The organism is Paenarthrobacter aurescens, assembly GCF_041549525.1.
Taxonomy (GTDB): domain Bacteria; phylum Actinomycetota; class Actinomycetes; order Actinomycetales; family Micrococcaceae; genus Arthrobacter; species Arthrobacter aurescens.
This window is the reverse complement of the sequence record NZ_CP157456.1, coordinates 3,719,879-3,737,461: the sequence shown is the minus strand read 5'-3', so window position 1 is coordinate 3,737,461 and position 17,583 is coordinate 3,719,879. Positions and strand designations below refer to the sequence as shown.

Sequence of the window (17,583 nt, the reverse complement as noted above, 5' to 3'; positions counted from 1 at the left end):
CCATGACCACGACGGCGGGACGGGTCCGGTTAGCCGGGCCCGTCCTCCATCCCCGGATCTGCGCGGCCCTCACCGCAGTCTCTTGCCTGGTGCACCTGTGGCTCGCCGCTTCAGGACACCACGACGCCTGGCTGGGAATCCTCATGATCGCGTTGGCCGCCGTCTGCGTCCCCTGCACGGTCCACATTTGGCGCCACAGTCGCGTGGGCGCACTCCATCAGGTGACCATCTCAGCCCTGGCGATGGTGGGACTTCATGCCGTCCTGCTGCTGGGAGCAGGCGGTTCCGGACACGCCCACGGCGGGGGACCGGCGTCGAGCGCTGTTGATACGTCCGGGGCAGCGCAACTGTTGCTGGTGATCGGACTGGAAATCACGACGGCGTTGCTTGCCGCCACGCTGGTGGCTCGCCTTCGGCGCTCGCAAAGGGTGGCAGCAGCTGTGGCTTTCTGACCCTCTTTGCCCCAGCAAACACCTGGAAACGACCCCTGATCTAACCTTCCAGCGAAACCCGAGTCAGTTTGTCCGGGTTGGACACTTGGCGCAGTTCCCGGATGCTCCCATCCGGGCCGGTGTTGATCACCAGGATGTCGGAGCGGCCATGATGCCTGAGCACCATGGCCGCCTCGCCATTGACCCCCATGATCCCAACGCTCACCGGCTGCACAGGATCGAAAACCACCGCTTTGCCGAGGATGCCCGCGAAGAAGCGCGCAATCCTGGCTGCCCCGAACAACGGATTCATGGCGCTCTTGACCTTGCCGCCGCCATCGGCCCACAGAACAGCATCCCCATCCAGCATGGCTACAACCGTGTCAATGTCTCCCTGTTCGATGGCCCGCACCAGCTTCTCCAAGGCCACTCGATCCCTCGCCCGGGGAGCGGGCGCCTCAGGGTCGATGTCCAAACGACGCCCGGCACGGGAAATCATTTGGCGTACCGCAGCCGGGGTCTTTTCGAGAATGTCTCCTATTTCCGGGGCGGACATCCCGAAAGCCCTGTGCAGAACCAAAGCTGCCCGCGCCTCTGGAGCCAGTTGTTCGGCCAAGTGCAACAGGGTCAAGGACAGGAGTTCGCGGTTGGCCACCGCTTCGTCCGGGAGCTTGGAGGTGTCAACCGGCTCGGGCAGCCACGGGCCGGTGTAATCCTCACGCACGGCGGCGAGCTGGCGGACCCGGTCAACTGAGCGCCGCACACACACGGTTGTCAGCCAGGCCGGCCAGGAATCCACGGGGTCCGCGTTCCGTTCCCTCTGCACAGCATCGATCGCCACCTCGGAAACCACATCCTCCGCATGCCCGAAGTCGCCCAGCATTCTGTAGGCGATCCCCAGGAGGCGATTCCGTTCACTCAGCCACGCCGAAGTGGCCGACACCGCAAGACTCATGCTGCCAACGCTACCGTTCAGACCAGCGGATTCTTCTCATCCAACGGCGGCTCCATTTGCGTGCTGATGGCGATTCTGTTCCACACGTTGATGGTGGAGATGGCTAGGATCAAGCCGCCCATTTGGCTGTCATCAAAATGCATGGCCGCAGCGTTCCAGATTTCATCGGTGACAGTGTCCGGGCCGAGCTGGGTCAATGCATCAGTGAGGGCGAGTACGGCCTGTTCGCGGGCATCGAAGAACACTTTCGAGTGCTGCCATGCCGCAACTGCGTGCAGCTTGCGGGAAGGTATGCCGCGCTTTCGTCCGTCGGTGGCGTGCATATCCACGCAGAAGCCGCAGCCGTTGAGGATGGAGGCGCGAAGCTTGATGAGTTCATACAGGTCCGGATCCACGGACGTGCGGGCGTAACCTTCCAGTCCGATGACAGCGGCGTAGCCCAGCTTGTTGCTGCGGCCGATGTTGATGCGGGGCATGATGTTTCCCTTCAGTGATGGAGCCTTACACCAGGGGTGTCGTAAAGGACGCCGGAAGTGTGACAGGGATTGTTAGAGTCAGTGGCGTGCGCGCAGTAGTTTTTGATGAGGTCCGGACCCAGCCCGACGTCAGGGAAGTGGCCAAACCCCAGGCTCCCGCGGGAGGTGTGGTGGTGAAAGTGTTGGCAACAGGCATGTGCCGCAGCGACTGGCATGCCTGGGCCGGGCATGATGACATTGCCATGACCCATGTGCCGGGCCACGAGCTCGCCGGCGTGATCGACTCCGTGGGGGAAGGCGTTCAGCATTGGAAAGTGGGCCAGCGCGTCACCGTCCCGTTCGTCTGCGGGTGCGGCACCTGCGAATGGTGCCTGGCCGGCGAGGCGCAGGTCTGCCCGGACCAGCAGCAGCCCGGCTTCACGCACTGGGGTTCGTTCGCTGAATTTGTGGCTCTGCACGCTGCTGACAGCAACTTGGTTGCCATCCCTGACGGCGTTGAATTTACGACGGCGGCAAGCCTCGGCTGCCGCTTCGCCACGGCTTACCGTGCGATGGCAGCGCGGGCGCAGGTCAAGGCTGGCGAGTGGGTAACTGTTGTGGGCGCCGGCGGTGTGGGGCTGAGCTCTGTGATGATTGCCAAGGCCATGGGAGCACGGGTTGTTGCCGTGGACCGCAACCCCGAAGCCCTGGCTGTGGCCGCGCGTTTGGGGGCGGACCATACTGTGCTTGCCGATGGTGCTGACATTCCGGCCGCAATCCACGGACTCTCCGGTGGAGGCAGCCATGTTGCGGTAGACGCCGTCGGAAGTGAACAAACCTGCGCGGACGCGATCCTGAGCCTTCGCAGGCGTGGCCGGCACGTCCAGATCGGTTTGCTGCCGTCCATCGACGGCAACCCGCAGGTACCCATGGCCCGCGTGATCGGTTGGGAACTGGACCTCCTGGGCAGTCACGGCATGGCTGCTGTGGACTATCCGGGCATGATGGCGCTCATTGAGCAGGGTGCGCTCCAGCCACAGCTGCTGATCGAACGCACCATTGGTTTGGAGGAAGCTGCGGTGCTGCTGCCCGGTTTTGATAAGGCCAATCCCGCTGGCATGACCATGGTGGACCCCGCGCTGTAACTGCTTCCCCACCCAGCGGAGTGCTGCTTAGTTGGGTGCGTCCGCCGGGCGGTTCCGGTACGCCGCGAGGTAGGTGGAAATCCGGCGTACTGCCTCTTCGATGTCCTCAACGGCCGGCAGGATCACAAAGCGGAAGTGGTCCGGCGTGGGCCAGTTGAATGCTGTTCCATGCGAGACCAGGATCTTCTGCTCCTGCAGGAGTTGGAGGACGAACTTCTCATCCGAGGCGATGGGGTAGATCTCCGGATCCAGCTTGGGGAAGAGGTACATGGCACCGGCTGCCGGGACGCAGGAAACGCCCGGAATGGCGGTCAACAACTTCCATGCCAGGTCCCGCTGCTCGCGGAGCCGGCCGCCGGGCCGGATGAGCGCTTCGATGCTCTGATACCCGCCAAGGCAGGTCTGGATGGCGTGTTGGGCCGGAACGTTGGCGCACAGGCGCAGCGAGGCCAGCAGTTCCAACGACTCCCGGTATGCGGCAGTTACGGTCCGGGGGCCGGTGACGGCAACCCAGCCGGCCCGGTATCCGGGCATGCGGTAGGCCTTGGACAAGCCGCTGAACGTCAGCACGCAGACGTCCTCCGCAACAGCCGCAGTATGGATATGGGGCGCGTCCACGTACCGGATCTTCTCGTAGATCTCATCCGAGAACAGCACAAGATCGTGCTTCCTGGCGAGCGCTGCGAACTGCTCCAGAATGTGGCGGGGGTAGACGGCACCGGTGGGGTTGTTCGGGTTGATGATCACTATGCCCTTGGTGCGCGGGGTGATCCTGGCTTCAACATCGGCCATGTCCGGCCACCAGTTCTCCTCCTCATCACACAGGTAGTGAACGGGGTTGCCGCCCGTCAGGGTCACTGCCGCGGTCCACAAGGGGTAATCGGGTGCCGGGATGAGGATTTCGTCGCCGTTCTCCATGAATGCCTGCAGGGTCATGGAGATGAGCTCACTGACGCCGTTGCCAACAAACACGTCCTCGACGCCGATCGTCATCAGTCCGCGGGTTTGGTAGTACTGCGAGATGGCGGTGCGGGCGGAGAAAATGCCCTTCGAATCGCTGTACCCCTGCGCACCTCGAAGGTGGTGGATCATGTCCACCACTACGGACTCCGGAGCTTCAAGCCCAAATGGCGCGGTGTCTCCGAGGTTCATCTTGAGGATACGGTGCCCTTCGGCCTCCATGGCCTTGGCCGCTTGGAGGATGGGCCCACGGAGTTCGTAGCGGACATTCTGGAGTTTGCTGGAGTGCTGCATCGGACGCATGGTTGATCTTTTCATGTCACCGGCCTGCCCGGGTAAATCAGTCCGGAATCAGGGCCAGCGAATAATCACCGGTTGGCGTTTGGTGCTGGCGGAAATCTCCCGCTCCGTGCCGTCCACAGCAACAGCGAAGTGCTGAAGTTCCTCCGAGGAGGTCAGTACCTCGAAGTGTCCCGTTGCGTCACTGACCACGGCGTTGGCGGAGGAGTGGGCATGGATGTAGGCGTCCGGGATGCCTTTGTTGTGGCCGTCCACCAGTCTTCCCCGGATGCGCCGCACGGTTCCGGACGTGCCCGTTTCAGACGGGGCGGGCAGCTGCGAGGGTTCCTCGAAAGGAAGGGATACAGGGATGCGCACCAAGAAACCCAGCCCCTGTTCGATCGCTGCGGAGTACTCCTCGAACTGGAGTTCACCGTTGGAGATCACCGAGTATTGGCTGTGGAGTTCCACCGCGAGGAGGAGTTGTTCCATGTTGTCCAGCTGCTCAGGGCCATGGCACTCCACGGCCACTTTCAGCTCAAGGTCCAGGACTGGCCCTTCGTTCCGGGACCTTCCCACGCGGCTGAGCGTGACGGCCCGTACCGTGACCGGAGCGTCAGGCGGCGGTACGACCGCGGTGGGGGACCCGTCGTCGAACCTCACATGCTGCGGGGTGACGGCGTCGGAAAGTACCCCCAGGAGATCGGACAGCGACGAACGCACATGGCCCACGGCAGAACCCCAGCCGGACGGAGATCAACTACATCAACTGGAACAAGGCTACTCCCGCAGATGCCCGTAGTGCACGGCGCACGGCCGGGTTTTTGTACAGATAATGCCCCTAAAGCCGCCTGAGGAGGGCATTATCTGTACAAAAACTCAGGCGAGGCCCGGTACGCCGTCTTCGATGGTGAACGACTTCTTCGTGCTGACCGGAGCGCCCGGCGTGGTGACGTAGTCCAGCACGCGGAAGTCGGCGGTCATGGCGTCATTGGTGATGCGCGTGTTCACGTAGCCGCGGTTGTCGTTGTAGAACTTCAGGTGCGGGTTCCACGCCATGGTGGGGTCGGTGATGGAGCCGGTGCCGTCGCCGGTGGAGGTAATGGACGAGCACACCAGTTCGGAGCCGACCACTGGCGCCGCCGGGTCTTTGTAGTCCACCTTGAGGTCGGTGGCCCAGTGGCGGTGAACGTCGCCGGTGAGTACGACGGCGTTGCGCACCTTCGCGTCCACCCAACCCTGGGTGATGCGGCGGCGGGAGGAAGCGTAACCGTCCCAGCCGTCCATGGAGACGTCGTCGATGTCCGGCGCCTTGTCCCGGTCCCGCTCGGCGAAGAAAACCTGTTGGCCCAGGATGTCCCAGCGCTGCGTGGAGTTCTTGAAGCCGTCCAGTAGCCATTTCTCCTGCTCGGCGCCGGTGATGGTGCGGTTTTCGGCCAAGCGCCCGGCCACGTTCTTCCGCCAGCCGTCACCTGCGAGCTGATCATCCCGGTACTGCCGGGTGTCCATCATGTGGAAGTTGGCCAGCTGGCCCCACTGAATGGTGCGGTAGATCTTCATGTCGAACCCGGCGGGAACGGATGACCGGCGCAGGGGCATGTTCTCGTAGTACGCCTGGAAGGCCGCCGAACGGCGCTGCCGGAAATGCTCCGTGGTGTCATTGAGCTGGGCGGGATCGTTGTTCTCCGGGATCTCGTCCGCCCAGTTGTTGTCCACCTCGTGGTCATCCCACACCACCAGCCATGGTGCGATCGCGTGCGCGGCCTGCAGATCGGCGTCGGACTTGTACTGGGCGTGCCGTTGACGGTAGCCCGCCAGGCTGACAGTTTCCGGGCCTTCGTGATCGCGGGGGTTGCCGCCGCCGATCACGTAGCTGTCCTTCTTGTATTCATAGAGGTAGTCGCCCAGGTGCAGCACCAGGTCCGGGTGGTCCTCGGCCAACCGCTTGTACGCAGTGAAGTAGCCGTGCTCGTACTGGGCGCAGCTGGCGAATGCCATGGCCAAGGCAGCGGGCGTCTCACCAGGGGCCGGGCTCGTCAGCGTGCGGCCAACCGCGCTCAGGTGCCGTCCGGTGCGGAAACGGTAGAAGTATTCGCGGCCAGGCCTGAGCCCTCTCAGCTCGACGTGCACTGAGTGGGCGGTTTCGATCCTCGCATGTTCGACGCCGCGGGCTACTACCCGGCGCATCGCAGGGTCTTCTGCCACCTCCCAGGCGACGGCGACGTTGCGGGAGGGCATGCTGCCCAGGCCATCCTCGGCCACGGGGTTCACCGCCAGGCGGGTCCAGATGACGAAGCCGTCGGGCCACGGTTCGCCCGACGCGATGCCCAGCGTGAACGGATCGGTGCGGAGACCGGCGTCGTCCGCTGTTGACGTGGCGACGGCGGGACTGGCGACGGCGGTGCCAGGCAACGCGGCGACGAGCCCGGCCCCGATGCCGGCTGAGATGAGGGATCTACGGGAGATGTTTTCCATAGTGCCGACACTAAGAAGCCTTAGTTGACGGGGTTCAATAGCAGCGTGAATGGATGGTTAATTATGTGACAAAGGGTGTTGAGCGCCCCTGATGCAGTGCCGGCAGTCCCGGGGGCTCGTCTATGCTCAGTTCATGACGACGCGGGAGAGCCCTAAGAGGCCCGGTGCGGTGACGTTCTCGGTGGTGCTCATGTACATCGGGGGGATCGCTCAAATCATTCTGGGGATCCTGACGATCTTCCTGCGCTACACCCCTGAAGCCCAATCCGGCGGCATTGCCCTCCCCATCACTTTGCTGGGCGCAGGCATGATCCTGTTCGGCCTTCTGGTCATCAGCCTGGCCTCCGGGGTTGCGCGGGGAAGCGAAGCGGCCCGCAGGGGTGCCACGGCGGTCATGCTGCTGGGGCTGGCTTTTGCCGTGCTGGACCTCATCATTGCCGCGGACAATGATTGGTCTGCTGTGATTTCGCAGTCGATTGCAACGGTGGCCGTGGTGCTTCCGCTGTGGACCGGACGTGGTCGCCGCTACTTCGAAACCCGGTGACGCAGCGCATCCTGGGCGTCCCTGTAGGCCACGCGGCGGTGAACGAAGCGGACCACCTCAATCAGCGCGATACACGCCACGGAGGTTCCCAGGATCAGCAGTGCCGTGGGCAGCGTGGGATCTTTGAACTGCAGGAAGTCGCGGGCAATCGGCACGGAATAGACCAGTATCAGCCCGATCATCATCGCCCCGATCACCATGCCCTTGAACCGGGTGACCGGCCGCGAAAGCACCACCAGGATCCAGATGCCGATGATGGTGAGGATCAGCGTTGACCCGGTCCTTATTTCAGCTTCCGGGATCTGCAGGTTCGCCGCCAGCCGGGCATAGGAGGCCAGGCCCAGCGTTACGGAAACACCAGCGGGCACCGCGAAGGTGAGGGACCGCCGGAGGAAGCCCGGAATGTAACGCTGGGCGTTGGGTAGCAGTGCCAGGAAGAACGCAGGTATGCCGATGGTCAGTCCATCAGTCACGGAGAGCTGTCGCGGAAGGAACGGGAAGGGCAGCAACAGGATGCCGAAAGCGATGGCCAGGAAAGTGGCGTAGGCGGTCTTGGTGAGGAACAGCATGGAGACGCGCTCAATGTTGGCTATGACCTGCCGGCCTTCTGCAACCACGCTGGGCAGGTGCGAGAATTTGCCGTCCAGAAGGACCAGCCGGGCTACCGCCTTCGTAGCGGCCGCGCCTGAATTCATGGCCACCCCGATGTCCGCTTCCTTGATGGCCAGGGCGTCGTTTACGCCGTCGCCGGTCATGGCCACTGTGCGGCCGGCAGCTTTCAATGCCACCACGATCCGTTTCTTCTGATCAGGTGTCACACGGCCAAAGACCACATTGTTGTTGATGATCTCCAGAAATTCCCGGTCATCCTCCGGCAGCTCGCGGGCATCAAAGCCGTGCGGTGCATCCAGCCCGACTTCCCGGGCAATCGCAGCCACCGTCTGAGGGTTGTCGCCGGAAATGATCCGGACGTCAACATCCTGGGCGGCGAAATAGGAGAGCGTCTCGGCAGCATCGGGGCGGATGTTCTCCTTGAACGTCAGGAGCACCACGGGCACGGCATCTACCGGAACGGTTTCGTCGTCCGTGGGGGTGCCATGTGCCAGGACCAGGGTGCGGCGGCCAGTGGCTGCGAGGTCCGCAGCTTGGCTGGCAAGTTGCTGCTGCACGGGATCAGCGGCGTCACGGGCGGGAAACACCATTTCAGGGCCGCCAAGGATCCACATATCGTCGTCGAACATCACCGCGCTCCACTTACGGGCGGAGGAGAAGGGCACCCGGTCAAGCGGATCCTCTGCGGGTGGTTGCGTGAAGTGGCTGTTGAGGCTGCGAGCCGTGGCGTTGGCGTCGTTCTGAATTCCGTACCAGGAGAGCACGGACTCCCAACCGGCGCGGTCGGTCAGGGGATGGGCGGCGTCAAAAACAATGTCGCCCTGGGTGAGGGTTCCGGTCTTGTCCAGGCAGATGATGTCCACGCGGGCCAGGCCCTCCACCGCGGGAAGCTCCTGCACCAGCACCTGCTGCCGGGCCAGCTTCACCGCACCCACTGCGAAGGTAATGCTGGTCATCAGCACCAGTCCCAAAGGGACCATGGCGACGACGGCGGCAATCGTGGCGGTCGCTGCGTCACGCCACGCTCCACTCGCCGAGGCTTCGGCCCACCCGCCCTGTGCCAGCATTTGCGCGTTCAAAACCAACAGCGCAACCGGGCCAACAAACCAGGTGACCCATTTGAGGACGCGGTCAATGGAGGAGCGAAGTTCGGAGGCCACCAAAGAGAACTTCCTGGCCTCGGCAGCGAGGGAGTTGGCGAAGGAATCCGCGCCCACCCGGTCCACCACGGCAGTGCCCTCGCCGGCCACCACCACTGAGCCGGACAACACCCGATCCCCTTCTGCCTTCTCCACGGCGTCCGACTCACCAGTGAGCATGGACTCGTCCACCTGGAGCCCGTGTGAAGCGGTGACTACTCCGTCCGCCGGCACTTGGTCACCGGCCCTCAGGACAAGGGCGTCGTCCAGGACAACATCGTCGAGGTCGATTTCTGCTTCTGCTCCGTCCCGCAAGACGCGGGCGTGCGGCGCGTTCAGCAAGGCCAGCCGGTCCAAGGCCCTCTTGGCACGATATTCCTGGACGCTGCCGATCACCGCGTTCGCGATGGCGCTGAAGCCGAAGAGCGCATCCTGCCAGCGGCCGATCGCGAACAGAACAATGAAGCAGGCAAGGATGATGCCGTTGAACAGGGTGAGCACATTGGCGCGGACGATGCTCCACACGCTGCGGCTGGTGTCCTGGACGAAGGCGTTGGTCTGCCCGGCTGCCACCCTCTCGGCAACCTCGGCGGTACTCAGTCCTTGCGTGGAGTCCGTCTTTTGCCGGACGACTTCCCCTGCTTGATCCTTCTCGAGTTCCACTCATTCCCCCGTTGTTTGGGTCGCTTCAGGGATTGTCATCGGACAGGCCGTGCGATGGGAATGAGTATGCCAGCCGCGCGGCATTAAGTCGCTGTCGTCGTCGTCGGCTGTCGCTGTCCGGCTGGCGTGGCTGTTAGGCGGTAAAGGCGAGGTCTTTGGCGTTGAGCCTGTGGAGGAGAGGTTCGCTGCGGGAGATCCGGCGCGCTTCCTCGATGGTGCTGACCGCCATGCGCTCCAGTTCCATGCCCAGTGAACCAGCCAGGTGCGGTGTGAGCAGCACGTTGGGATGGGTATAGAAGCCTGAGTCCGCGGGCAGCACCCACGGCGTAGTGACGTCCAGGACTGCGTAGAGGTCGCCTTGTTCGATGCGCCCGAGTAACGCATCCTGATCAACCAGTTCGCCGCGGGCGGTGTTGATGAAGGTGGCTCCCGGTTTGAAGCTCGCCACCAGCGCCCGGTGGATCAGATTGTAGGTGGACGGGAGCGACGGCGCGTGGAGGCTGACCACATCGCACGTGGCCACCAGCTCTTCCAGACTAAGACGTTCGACGCCGAGCGCGGCCGCCGCGGCCTGGTCCAGGAAGGGGTCGGAGACGAAGACCCTAACGTCGTAGGACTTCAGGAGGCGGATGACGTGCTTGCCGATCCTTGAGGCGCCAATGATGCCCACCCGCTTGCCGAAGTTGCCCATGTCCGGAAACACCTGGTCCGGCTCGATTTCCGCCCTCTCTGTGTGGAGCTTGCGGGCGATCTGCAGGACTCTCTTGTTGGCCAACAGGATCATGGCCACCGTGTATTCGGCAACCGGAATGGAGTTGGCATCGGCAGCCGTGCTGATTTCAATGCCCCTTTCCCAGCATTCCTCGCCCACGTGATGCCTTACCGTGCCTCCGGCATGGAGGACATGGGTCAAGCGCGGGGCCGCGGCCAGGGCAACGGCGTCCAGTTTCGGGCATCCCCAGCCGGTGATGAGGATGTCCGTCTCCGCAAGGAGTTCCAGCGAACGCGGCGAGGTGAAGTCTTCCATGGGCGTCGGGCTGAGCAGCCGCAGCCCCGGACCCAGGGCCTCCAGCCTGCGGGACGGAAAGACCCGATTTACGACGCCGGGACCCATGGCCAGTGCGACGTTCAGTGATGTTGTGGTCATTTGACGCTCCCTGCAGTGAGGCCGGACTTCCAGAAACGCTGCAGCATGATGAAGGCCACCAGCAGCGGAATGATGGACAGCAGAGAACCCGTGATGACCATTGGTGTGAATTCAGGCTGCGGTACCGAGTAGCCCTGCCAGATGGAGATGCCGACGCTGACCGGCAGCAATTGCTGGTCCTGGAGCATCACCAGGGGAAGCATGAAGTTGTTCCACACCCCCACGAACTGGAACAGGGCAATGGTGATGTAGCCCGGCATCATCATGGGCAGGCCCAAGGAGAAGAAGGACCGGATGGGTCCGGCGCCGTCCATGCGTGCGGCTTCAAGGGTTTCGGCAGGAACGTAGCTGGCGGAGTAAACCCGCGCCAGGTACACACCGAAGGGATTGCACAGGACCGGGATGAGGACAGCCCAGATGGTGTTGGTCATGCCCACCAGGGAGGCCAGAAGGTACATGGGCAGCACCGTGGCCGTGTTGGGAATCAGGACGCCCACCAGGACGAAACCGAAGAGCGAGTCTTTCCAACGGAACTGGAACTTGTCGAACGCATACCCGGCCATCACCGAAATCAGGCTGCCCAGGACAGCGCCAACACCGGCATACATCACGGAGTTACCCAGCCAGCGGAAGAACAGGCCGCCGTCCTGCTTGGCCACGTTGGCGATGTTCTCGAACAAGGAGAAGTTCCCCAAGGCGTAGGCGCTGGTGCCGTACAGGTCTGCAGCGTTCTTGGTGGAGGCGAACACCAGCCACAGAACCGGTACCACCATGTAGGCGGAGCCGATGATCAGGAGACCGTTGACGGTGAGCTTGCTGGCGAAGCCACCGCCGCGGTTGGAGCTGGATCCGGCGCGGTTGGAACGGGATCCGGCGCGGCGGGGAGTTGCTGTGTCCGGGGTGGTGCGGGGGCGGGGGAGAGTTGAGGCGCTCATGATTTGTTCATCCTGGAGCTAAGGCGGGTGACGGCCAGGGACAGGACTGCGGCCAGTCCGGCGATGATGATGGAGGCAGCTGCGGCCTGGTTGAGGTTGTGACGGATGAAGGCCGCGTCATAGGCCCAGAGGTTGGGAACCCAAGTACTGGTGACTGATGCGGTGGCCTTGGAGATGATGGACGGTTCCGTGAACAGTTGCAGGGTGCCGATGATGGTGAAGAGCATGATCACGCTCAGCGCCGGAAGGATCAGCGGAAATTTGATGCTGATGGCCGCGCGGATTTCGCCGGCACCGTCCACGCGGGCAGCTTCCAGGATTTCCCGGGGAACAGCCTGCAAAGCGGTGAACAGAATGATGACGTTGTAACCGGTCCACTCCCAGACGCCGATGTTCACGATGGACGGTAGAACCAAGTGCGCGTCGAGGAAGTTGATCTGGATCCCGCCGCCTTGGAGAGCCTGGACCAGCGGACTGATACCCGGGGTGTAGAGGTAGGCCCAAATGAGGGCGGCGATGACGCCGGGCACTGCGTGGGGAAGGAACACCAGGAGCTGGAAGAGCTTGCGCGCCTTGGCCACCGTTGCATCCAGGAGGAGAGCGAAGACCACTGCGCCGCCCACCATGCAGGGAATGTAGATCAGGCAGTACAAGCCAAGGCGGGCGATGCCTTCCACAAACGTTTCGGACTGGAAGACCTGCACATAGTTCTCAAGTCCAACGAAGACCGTCTTGGCTTCCCCGAAGCCCAGCCCGGACTTCTGCTGCGAGTGGAAACTCAGCACCAGGGAGTAGATCACCGGTGCGATCATGGCGATCGCGAAGACCGCGAAGAAGGGAACCAGGAACAGCGCGGCAGTCCTTCCGCCGGTTCCCGCCAGTGCACGGCCTCGGCGGCGCACTGTGGTGGTGAGGGCCTGGGTGGCCATGGGATTCTCCTAGCTTGGAGGGGGCCTCATCACGAGGCCCCCTGCCTGTGTGGCTATTCGGTGACGGAGTTACTCTTTGACGGAAAGGCCGGCCTGCTTCAGGCTTGCCACGGTGGCGTCCTGGGCAGTATCCACGGCTTCATGGATGGTGCCGCCGGTGGTCAGCTTGCCGTAGGCATCCTTGAGCGCAGTGTTGGTGATGTCCCAGTTGGGACCCCACTGCCAGCCCGGGGTGATGGTGCCGTACGCCTTGGTGAAGACCTCGTAGATGTCGTTGCCGAAGTAGCTGGCGTCATACGCCTTCTGCGCCACCGGCGTCAGGCCCGGGAAGGCAAGGAAAGCGGAGCCGGTGTTGCCGCGGGCCTTGATGGCTTCCTGGCTGGTGGTGAGGAACTCGACGAACTTGGCGGCCGCGGCCGGATTCTTGCTGGTCTTGGTCACGTTGAAGCTGGATCCGCCATAGAAGGCGCCGGACTCGTTGCCCCACGTCGGCAGTTCCGCAGCGATCCACTGGCCCTTCTGGCCGCTGGCCTCGGTGCGCTTCTGGATGCCCGTGGCGCTCCAGTTGGCACCCAGCACGCCAACTACGTTGCTGTTGGCCAGGTCCAGGCTCCACTCGTCACTGTAGGCCTGGCTGACCTTGACGATCTTCTGGTCAATGAGCTTCTGCCAGTAAGAGGCAACCTTCTGCGTGGCCTCGTCATTGACGCCCACTTTCCAACTGTCACCCTCGGTACCGAACCACTTGGCACCTGCCTGCCAGGCCAACCCGGCGCTCGCCGCTACCTCGTTGGGGTTGAAGCTGGCCAGGTAGGAGTCAGGTGCCACGGCCTTGAGCTTTTTGCCGGCCTCTTCGAATTCATCCCAGGTTTTGGGGACCTCGACGCCGACCTTCGCCAGCATGTCTTGGCGGTACCACATGAGCATGGGGGCTGCGTCGTACGGAAGTGCGTAGGTTTTCTCACCGAACTGGACCAAAGCCTTGGTCTCGTCCGTGAGCTTGTCCACGGTCTCGGCCTTGTTGATCAGGCCATCGAGCGGGATCACCTGGCTGTTGCTGACGAACTGCGGCAGCTGCGGATATTCGATGGTGGCGACGTCCGGGCCGTTGCCTGCCGTGATGGCGGTGGAGAGTTTTGCGTAGCCACCGTTGGCACCGTTGGGGATGGTTTCGAAGCTGACCTTGATCTTGTCCTGGCTGGCGTTGAACGCTTCGGCCACTTTGTCCATGCCTGCCAACGAGGACCAGAAGGTGATGGATCCTGTGGGATCTTCCGTGGGGGTGGGCGCTGCCGCTGGGGTGGGGCCAGTACCGCAGGCGGCCAGCAACAGAGTGCTGGCGGCCAAGCCAGCTACTCCGGCAAAGAGATGACGACGCTTCATGGTGTTCTCCTTTGAAGACTTGCGATGCGAAGAAAGTTTGTGTGGTTGGGACCACATGAGGTGAATCCATGTAACCGCCCTGCTTCGAACATCTACAAGATTTCAAACATTTTCAAACATTGCCGCGTGACGAACTCAAAGGTTTATGGCGACCTTGGCTGTGAACCTCACTGCCAGTTCTGTTTGAACGAACAGAAAAGCTGGACGCTGTCAGCTTCACGCTGCTATGAATTCTGGACACCCGAAACGGCGACTACTGAAAAGCCATTACCTAAGAACAGGGATTCCAATGGAGAAATCGAACATCAGCAGACGGTCAGTCCTACAAGTTGGCGGAGCAGCGTCGCTCGCCGCGGCCATCGGGCTGGCAGCCGGCCAACCGGCGTCGGCGTCCGCCCTTCTGGGCTCCAAGCCGAAGGCGACGGAAATCCTGGACCTGGGTCCCGCCGTCGTACAGTTCTCCCTGATGAGCGGCCTGCTGGTTGGCGATGTTCTGTACATCGGTTCCCGCAACCTGGAGCCGGTCCGGATCATTGCCTTCCACGTCCCCACGGGCAAGGTCATTGGCCAAACCGAACTCAGCAACGGCCACTCCATCCAGACGTTGGCCGCCGATCCTTCAGGCCGGTACCTCTACGCCGGTGTCCTCCAGAAGTCCACCGGCACACTGCCGAACCTGTTCCGCTGGGACCTCAACAGTCTCGGCACCAAGGCTACGGCGATCGGCTACATCGGAGACCGGGATGTCCGGGACATCAGCGTTGCACCCAATGGCCGGCTTTATGCAGTTGGCGGCGGAAGCAGCACCGCGCCGGCACTCTGGGAATACAACCCCGCCACCGGCCAGGTAGCGAGCCTTGGCATCCCGGACGCGGGAGCAACCTTGGCCCGCGCCGTGGCCGCGACGGACGCCACGGTGTTCTTCGGCGCGGGCAGCACGCTCAACGGCGGAAGCGGCGCCAGCCGGGCCTGCCTCTACGCCTACGACACAGCATCCAGGAAGTTCACCAACGTGACTCCGTCCGAAATCCTGCCAGATCCCAGCATCCGCGACCTCGCAGTGGTGGGGGACAAGCTTGTGGTCAGTTCCGCAGGATCGTTGGAGAACGCCAAGATGGCCGCTCTCAGTCTGGCCAACCACTCGTCGTACGCACTGACGATCTCGGAAGGCAAGGTGGCCAAGAGTTTCGCGGTGATGGGGGACAACGTCTATTTCGCCAACGAGACCGGACTGCTCGCCTACTCGCTGGCATCGAACACGATCGCGGCGGTGCCGTACCAAGGGCCTTCGCTGGGAGAGATCTGGGGCGTCGACGTCTTGGGCGGCAAGCTGTTGGTCACCTCTGGTTACGGCTTCATCGCCGAGATCGACCCCGTAACCGGCACCACCAAGACCACCGACCTTGGCGAAGCCGGCGCACCCTCTGATCCTCAATCGGTGATGGGGATCGCGGCAGGCGCGGGCTACGTCTACGTAGGTGGCAATGGCGTCATCGCCCGGCGTTCGCTGAAGGATGGCCAAGTCACGAACATGAGGGCACCCGGCGAGGCGAAGGACGCGATCGTGGTGGATGGTGCCCTTTATACAGGCCAGTACAGCGGTCAGGGCATCTGGAGTTACGACCCCCGGAACGGTAAGCCGATTACGCAGGTGGCCGACTTTCCCAAGGAGCAAAACCGGCCCCTGGACGTCTGCTGGGACGACAGCAATAAGCTTGTCCTGGTAGTCGCACAGGCGGACACCGAGGGCGGAGGCTCGCTGTGGACGTATGACCCGCGCACCGGCAAGAAGGGCTTCTTCGTCAACCCGGTGGATGAGACCCAGCTGGTTCGTGCCGTTGCAAGCCGCGACGGCGTGGCCTACTTGGGCGGCGGGCTCCCCGACCTTGGAGGGGCGGGGACCGTGGTTGCCTTCGACCCCGTGAAAGGCAAGGAACTGTGGAGGATCGATCCCGGACAGAATTCCGGAGTCGCTGCCCTGGCAGTGCAGGGAAAGTACCTCTATGGAGTGTCCCGCAAGGGCACGGTGTTCGTTATCGACCTTCCCCAGCGCAAGGTGGTGCACCAAGCCGATATCACCTCAGTCAGCTACGGCTTTGCGGCCCTGGTGACCAACCGCGGCGCGGTGTATGGCGTTTCCAACACCCACGTCTTCCGCTTCGACCCGAAGACCTTCGAGGTTGCCACCGTGGTGGCCGACATCGACGGCGCTTGGTACAGCGGCTCGCACATTAACAACGACGAGGACGGCTACCTCTACACCATGCGGGGCCGGAACCTCGTGCGGATCAACGACCACCCACGGCGGTAGGTGCCCGGCGTTGCGGGGCCTGTTTTGCGCTCTCTGGCGAGTATTTACCGCGCAGAGCGGGCCCCGCAACGCACGTGCATACGGTCACCTATGCTTGTTTGAACATCTGAATTCCGGAGAGGGTGGGCATGCTTAGCGGCGAACGCCACGAGAAGATTCTGCGCGAGCTTGAAATGCGGGGATCCCTGACCGTCAATGGGTTCGCGGAGAAGACCGGCCTGTCCACCATGACCATCCGCCGGGACCTGACGCAGCTTGCTGCCCAAGGGCTGCTGCGCCGAGTCCACGGCGGTGCCGTTCCCGTCCCCTCCGAACGGCAAGGCGACACCGTTCACAGGAGATCCCGCCAGCCGCTCGCAACCCTGGGCCTTATTGTCCCGACCACGGGCTACTACTTTCCGGAGGTCATCCGCGGCGCGGAATCAGCCGCCAGGGAACTGAACGCCCGGCTGATTCTGGGGGTCAGCAACTACTCCGCGGAGGACGAACACCGGCAGCTCCAACGCATGGTGGCCAACTCCGTGGACGGGATACTGTTGGCAACCGCCGGATCCCTTGAACCCGGATCTCCAACGTTCGAGCTGCTGTCCGGGCTGCGAATCCCCGTAGTGCTCGTGGAACGTTCAAGCCGCGTGTTTGAATCCGTGATGTCCGATCACAGCTATGGTGCCGAGCTTGCCCTTGAGCACCTCGCATCCCTGGGCCACCGCAGGATAGGGCTTGCCATCGCCACCAGCCCCACAGCGCCGTGGCTCCGTGAAAGCCACGAGCGCATGGTGGCCAAGCTGGGGCTCGAAACTGATGCGCCCATCATGGAATACGTTCGTTCAGTGGTGGGTGCAGGCAACAACCAAAAAGAGTTCGCGAAATTCCTCAGAGACTGCCGTCGCACTGAGACGCACGCGGCCCTGGTGCTTCCGGACGAGGAAGCCATCACGTTGATTAACCTCGCCGAGGAAGCAGGGCTTGACGTCCCGGAGGACCTGGCGATCGTGGCCTACGACGACGAGGTGGCGGACCTCGCCCCCGTGCCCCTGACCTCCATCGCCCCGCCGAAGCGGGACGTAGGCCACGCCGCCGTCGCCATGTGCATGGAACGTCTTGCCGGAAAGACCGGCTCTGCGGTTTCGCCAGCCCTCCGCCGGGTGAGCCTGGCCCCGAAACTGATCATCCGGGAGTCCACCGTGCCGGGGGAGGACGTGGAGTAGGGGGAGCCGCTC

15 protein-coding genes are annotated in these 17,583 nt (G+C 63.1%); 5 read left to right on the top strand and 10 right to left on the bottom strand.

The window, feature by feature from the left end; all coding sequences use genetic code 11:
• Window positions 1-2 precede the first annotated feature (2 nt).
• Window positions 3-452, top strand: coding sequence for a hypothetical protein (locus ABI796_RS17340; RefSeq protein ID WP_141280586.1), 450 nt, complete (start codon window positions 3-5; stop codon window positions 450-452).
• Window positions 453-492: 40 nt separating this feature from the next.
• On the opposite strand, the gene ABI796_RS17335 is transcribed toward ABI796_RS17340, so the two are convergent.
• Window positions 493-1,386, bottom strand: coding sequence for a sigma-70 family RNA polymerase sigma factor (locus tag ABI796_RS17335; RefSeq protein ID WP_141280588.1), 894 nt, complete (start codon window positions 1,384-1,386; stop codon window positions 493-495).
• Between the two features lie 17 nt (window positions 1,387-1,403).
• Window positions 1,404-1,862, bottom strand: coding sequence for a carboxymuconolactone decarboxylase family protein (locus ABI796_RS17330; protein WP_141280590.1), 459 nt, complete (start codon window positions 1,860-1,862; stop codon window positions 1,404-1,406).
• 86 nt (window positions 1,863-1,948) lie between these two features.
• Here ABI796_RS17330 and ABI796_RS17325 point away from each other — a divergent pair, with 86 nt between their 5' ends.
• Window positions 1,949-2,986, top strand: a complete 1,038-nt coding sequence (locus ABI796_RS17325; RefSeq protein WP_141280592.1) for a zinc-binding dehydrogenase — start codon at window positions 1,949-1,951, stop codon at window positions 2,984-2,986.
• Between the two features lie 27 nt (window positions 2,987-3,013).
• On the opposite strand, the gene ABI796_RS17320 is transcribed toward ABI796_RS17325, so the two are convergent.
• The 3 genes from ABI796_RS17320 to ABI796_RS17310 form a co-directional block, all read right to left on the bottom strand.
• Window positions 3,014-4,249 (bottom strand): pyridoxal phosphate-dependent aminotransferase, encoded by a 1,236-nt coding sequence (locus ABI796_RS17320; protein ID WP_141281029.1) that lies wholly within the window; start codon window positions 4,247-4,249, stop codon window positions 3,014-3,016.
• Between the two features lie 48 nt (window positions 4,250-4,297).
• A complete protein-coding gene (locus ABI796_RS17315) occupies window positions 4,298-4,957 on the bottom strand; it encodes a hypothetical protein (RefSeq protein ID WP_246095627.1) in 660 nt (219 codons plus the stop codon).
• A gap of 147 nt (window positions 4,958-5,104) precedes the next feature.
• Window positions 5,105-6,700, bottom strand: coding sequence for an alkaline phosphatase (locus ABI796_RS17310; RefSeq protein ID WP_141280594.1), 1,596 nt, complete (start codon window positions 6,698-6,700; stop codon window positions 5,105-5,107).
• 133 nt (window positions 6,701-6,833) lie between these two features.
• On the opposite strand from ABI796_RS17310, the gene ABI796_RS17305 reads away from it, so the two are divergent.
• Window positions 6,834-7,244 (top strand): hypothetical protein, encoded by a 411-nt coding sequence (locus tag ABI796_RS17305; protein ID WP_246095628.1) that lies wholly within the window; start codon window positions 6,834-6,836, stop codon window positions 7,242-7,244.
• Here the strand turns inward: ABI796_RS17305 and ABI796_RS17300 are convergent.
• The 5 genes from ABI796_RS17300 to ABI796_RS17280 form a co-directional block, all read right to left on the bottom strand.
• Window positions 7,226-9,658, bottom strand: coding sequence for an HAD-IC family P-type ATPase (locus ABI796_RS17300; RefSeq protein WP_141280596.1), 2,433 nt, complete (start codon window positions 9,656-9,658; stop codon window positions 7,226-7,228). The genes ABI796_RS17305 and ABI796_RS17300 overlap by 19 nt on opposite strands.
• Before the next feature lie 133 nt (window positions 9,659-9,791).
• On the bottom strand, window positions 9,792-10,805 hold the full coding sequence (locus tag ABI796_RS17295; RefSeq protein WP_141280598.1) for a hydroxyacid dehydrogenase: 1,014 nt from the start codon (window positions 10,803-10,805) through the stop codon (window positions 9,792-9,794).
• On the bottom strand, window positions 10,802-11,740 hold the full coding sequence (locus tag ABI796_RS17290) for a carbohydrate ABC transporter permease (RefSeq protein WP_141280600.1): 939 nt from the start codon (window positions 11,738-11,740) through the stop codon (window positions 10,802-10,804). The genes ABI796_RS17295 and ABI796_RS17290 overlap by 4 nt, the downstream gene beginning before the upstream one ends.
• Window positions 11,737-12,669: a carbohydrate ABC transporter permease gene (locus tag ABI796_RS17285; RefSeq protein ID WP_024818284.1), complete on the bottom strand. Its 933-nt coding sequence runs from the start codon at window positions 12,667-12,669 to the stop codon at window positions 11,737-11,739. The genes ABI796_RS17290 and ABI796_RS17285 overlap by 4 nt, the downstream gene beginning before the upstream one ends.
• A 69-nt stretch (window positions 12,670-12,738) precedes the next feature.
• Window positions 12,739-14,052 (bottom strand): ABC transporter substrate-binding protein, encoded by a 1,314-nt coding sequence (locus ABI796_RS17280; RefSeq protein ID WP_141280602.1) that lies wholly within the window; start codon window positions 14,050-14,052, stop codon window positions 12,739-12,741.
• A gap of 289 nt (window positions 14,053-14,341) precedes the next feature.
• Here ABI796_RS17280 and ABI796_RS17275 point away from each other — a divergent pair, with 289 nt between their 5' ends.
• Window positions 14,342-16,363 (top strand): PQQ-binding-like beta-propeller repeat protein, encoded by a 2,022-nt coding sequence (locus tag ABI796_RS17275; protein ID WP_141280604.1) that lies wholly within the window; start codon window positions 14,342-14,344, stop codon window positions 16,361-16,363.
• A gap of 128 nt (window positions 16,364-16,491) precedes the next feature.
• A complete protein-coding gene (locus ABI796_RS17270) occupies window positions 16,492-17,571 on the top strand; it encodes a substrate-binding domain-containing protein (protein WP_246095629.1) in 1,080 nt (359 codons plus the stop codon).
• The last annotated feature ends 12 nt before the right edge of the window (window positions 17,572-17,583 follow it).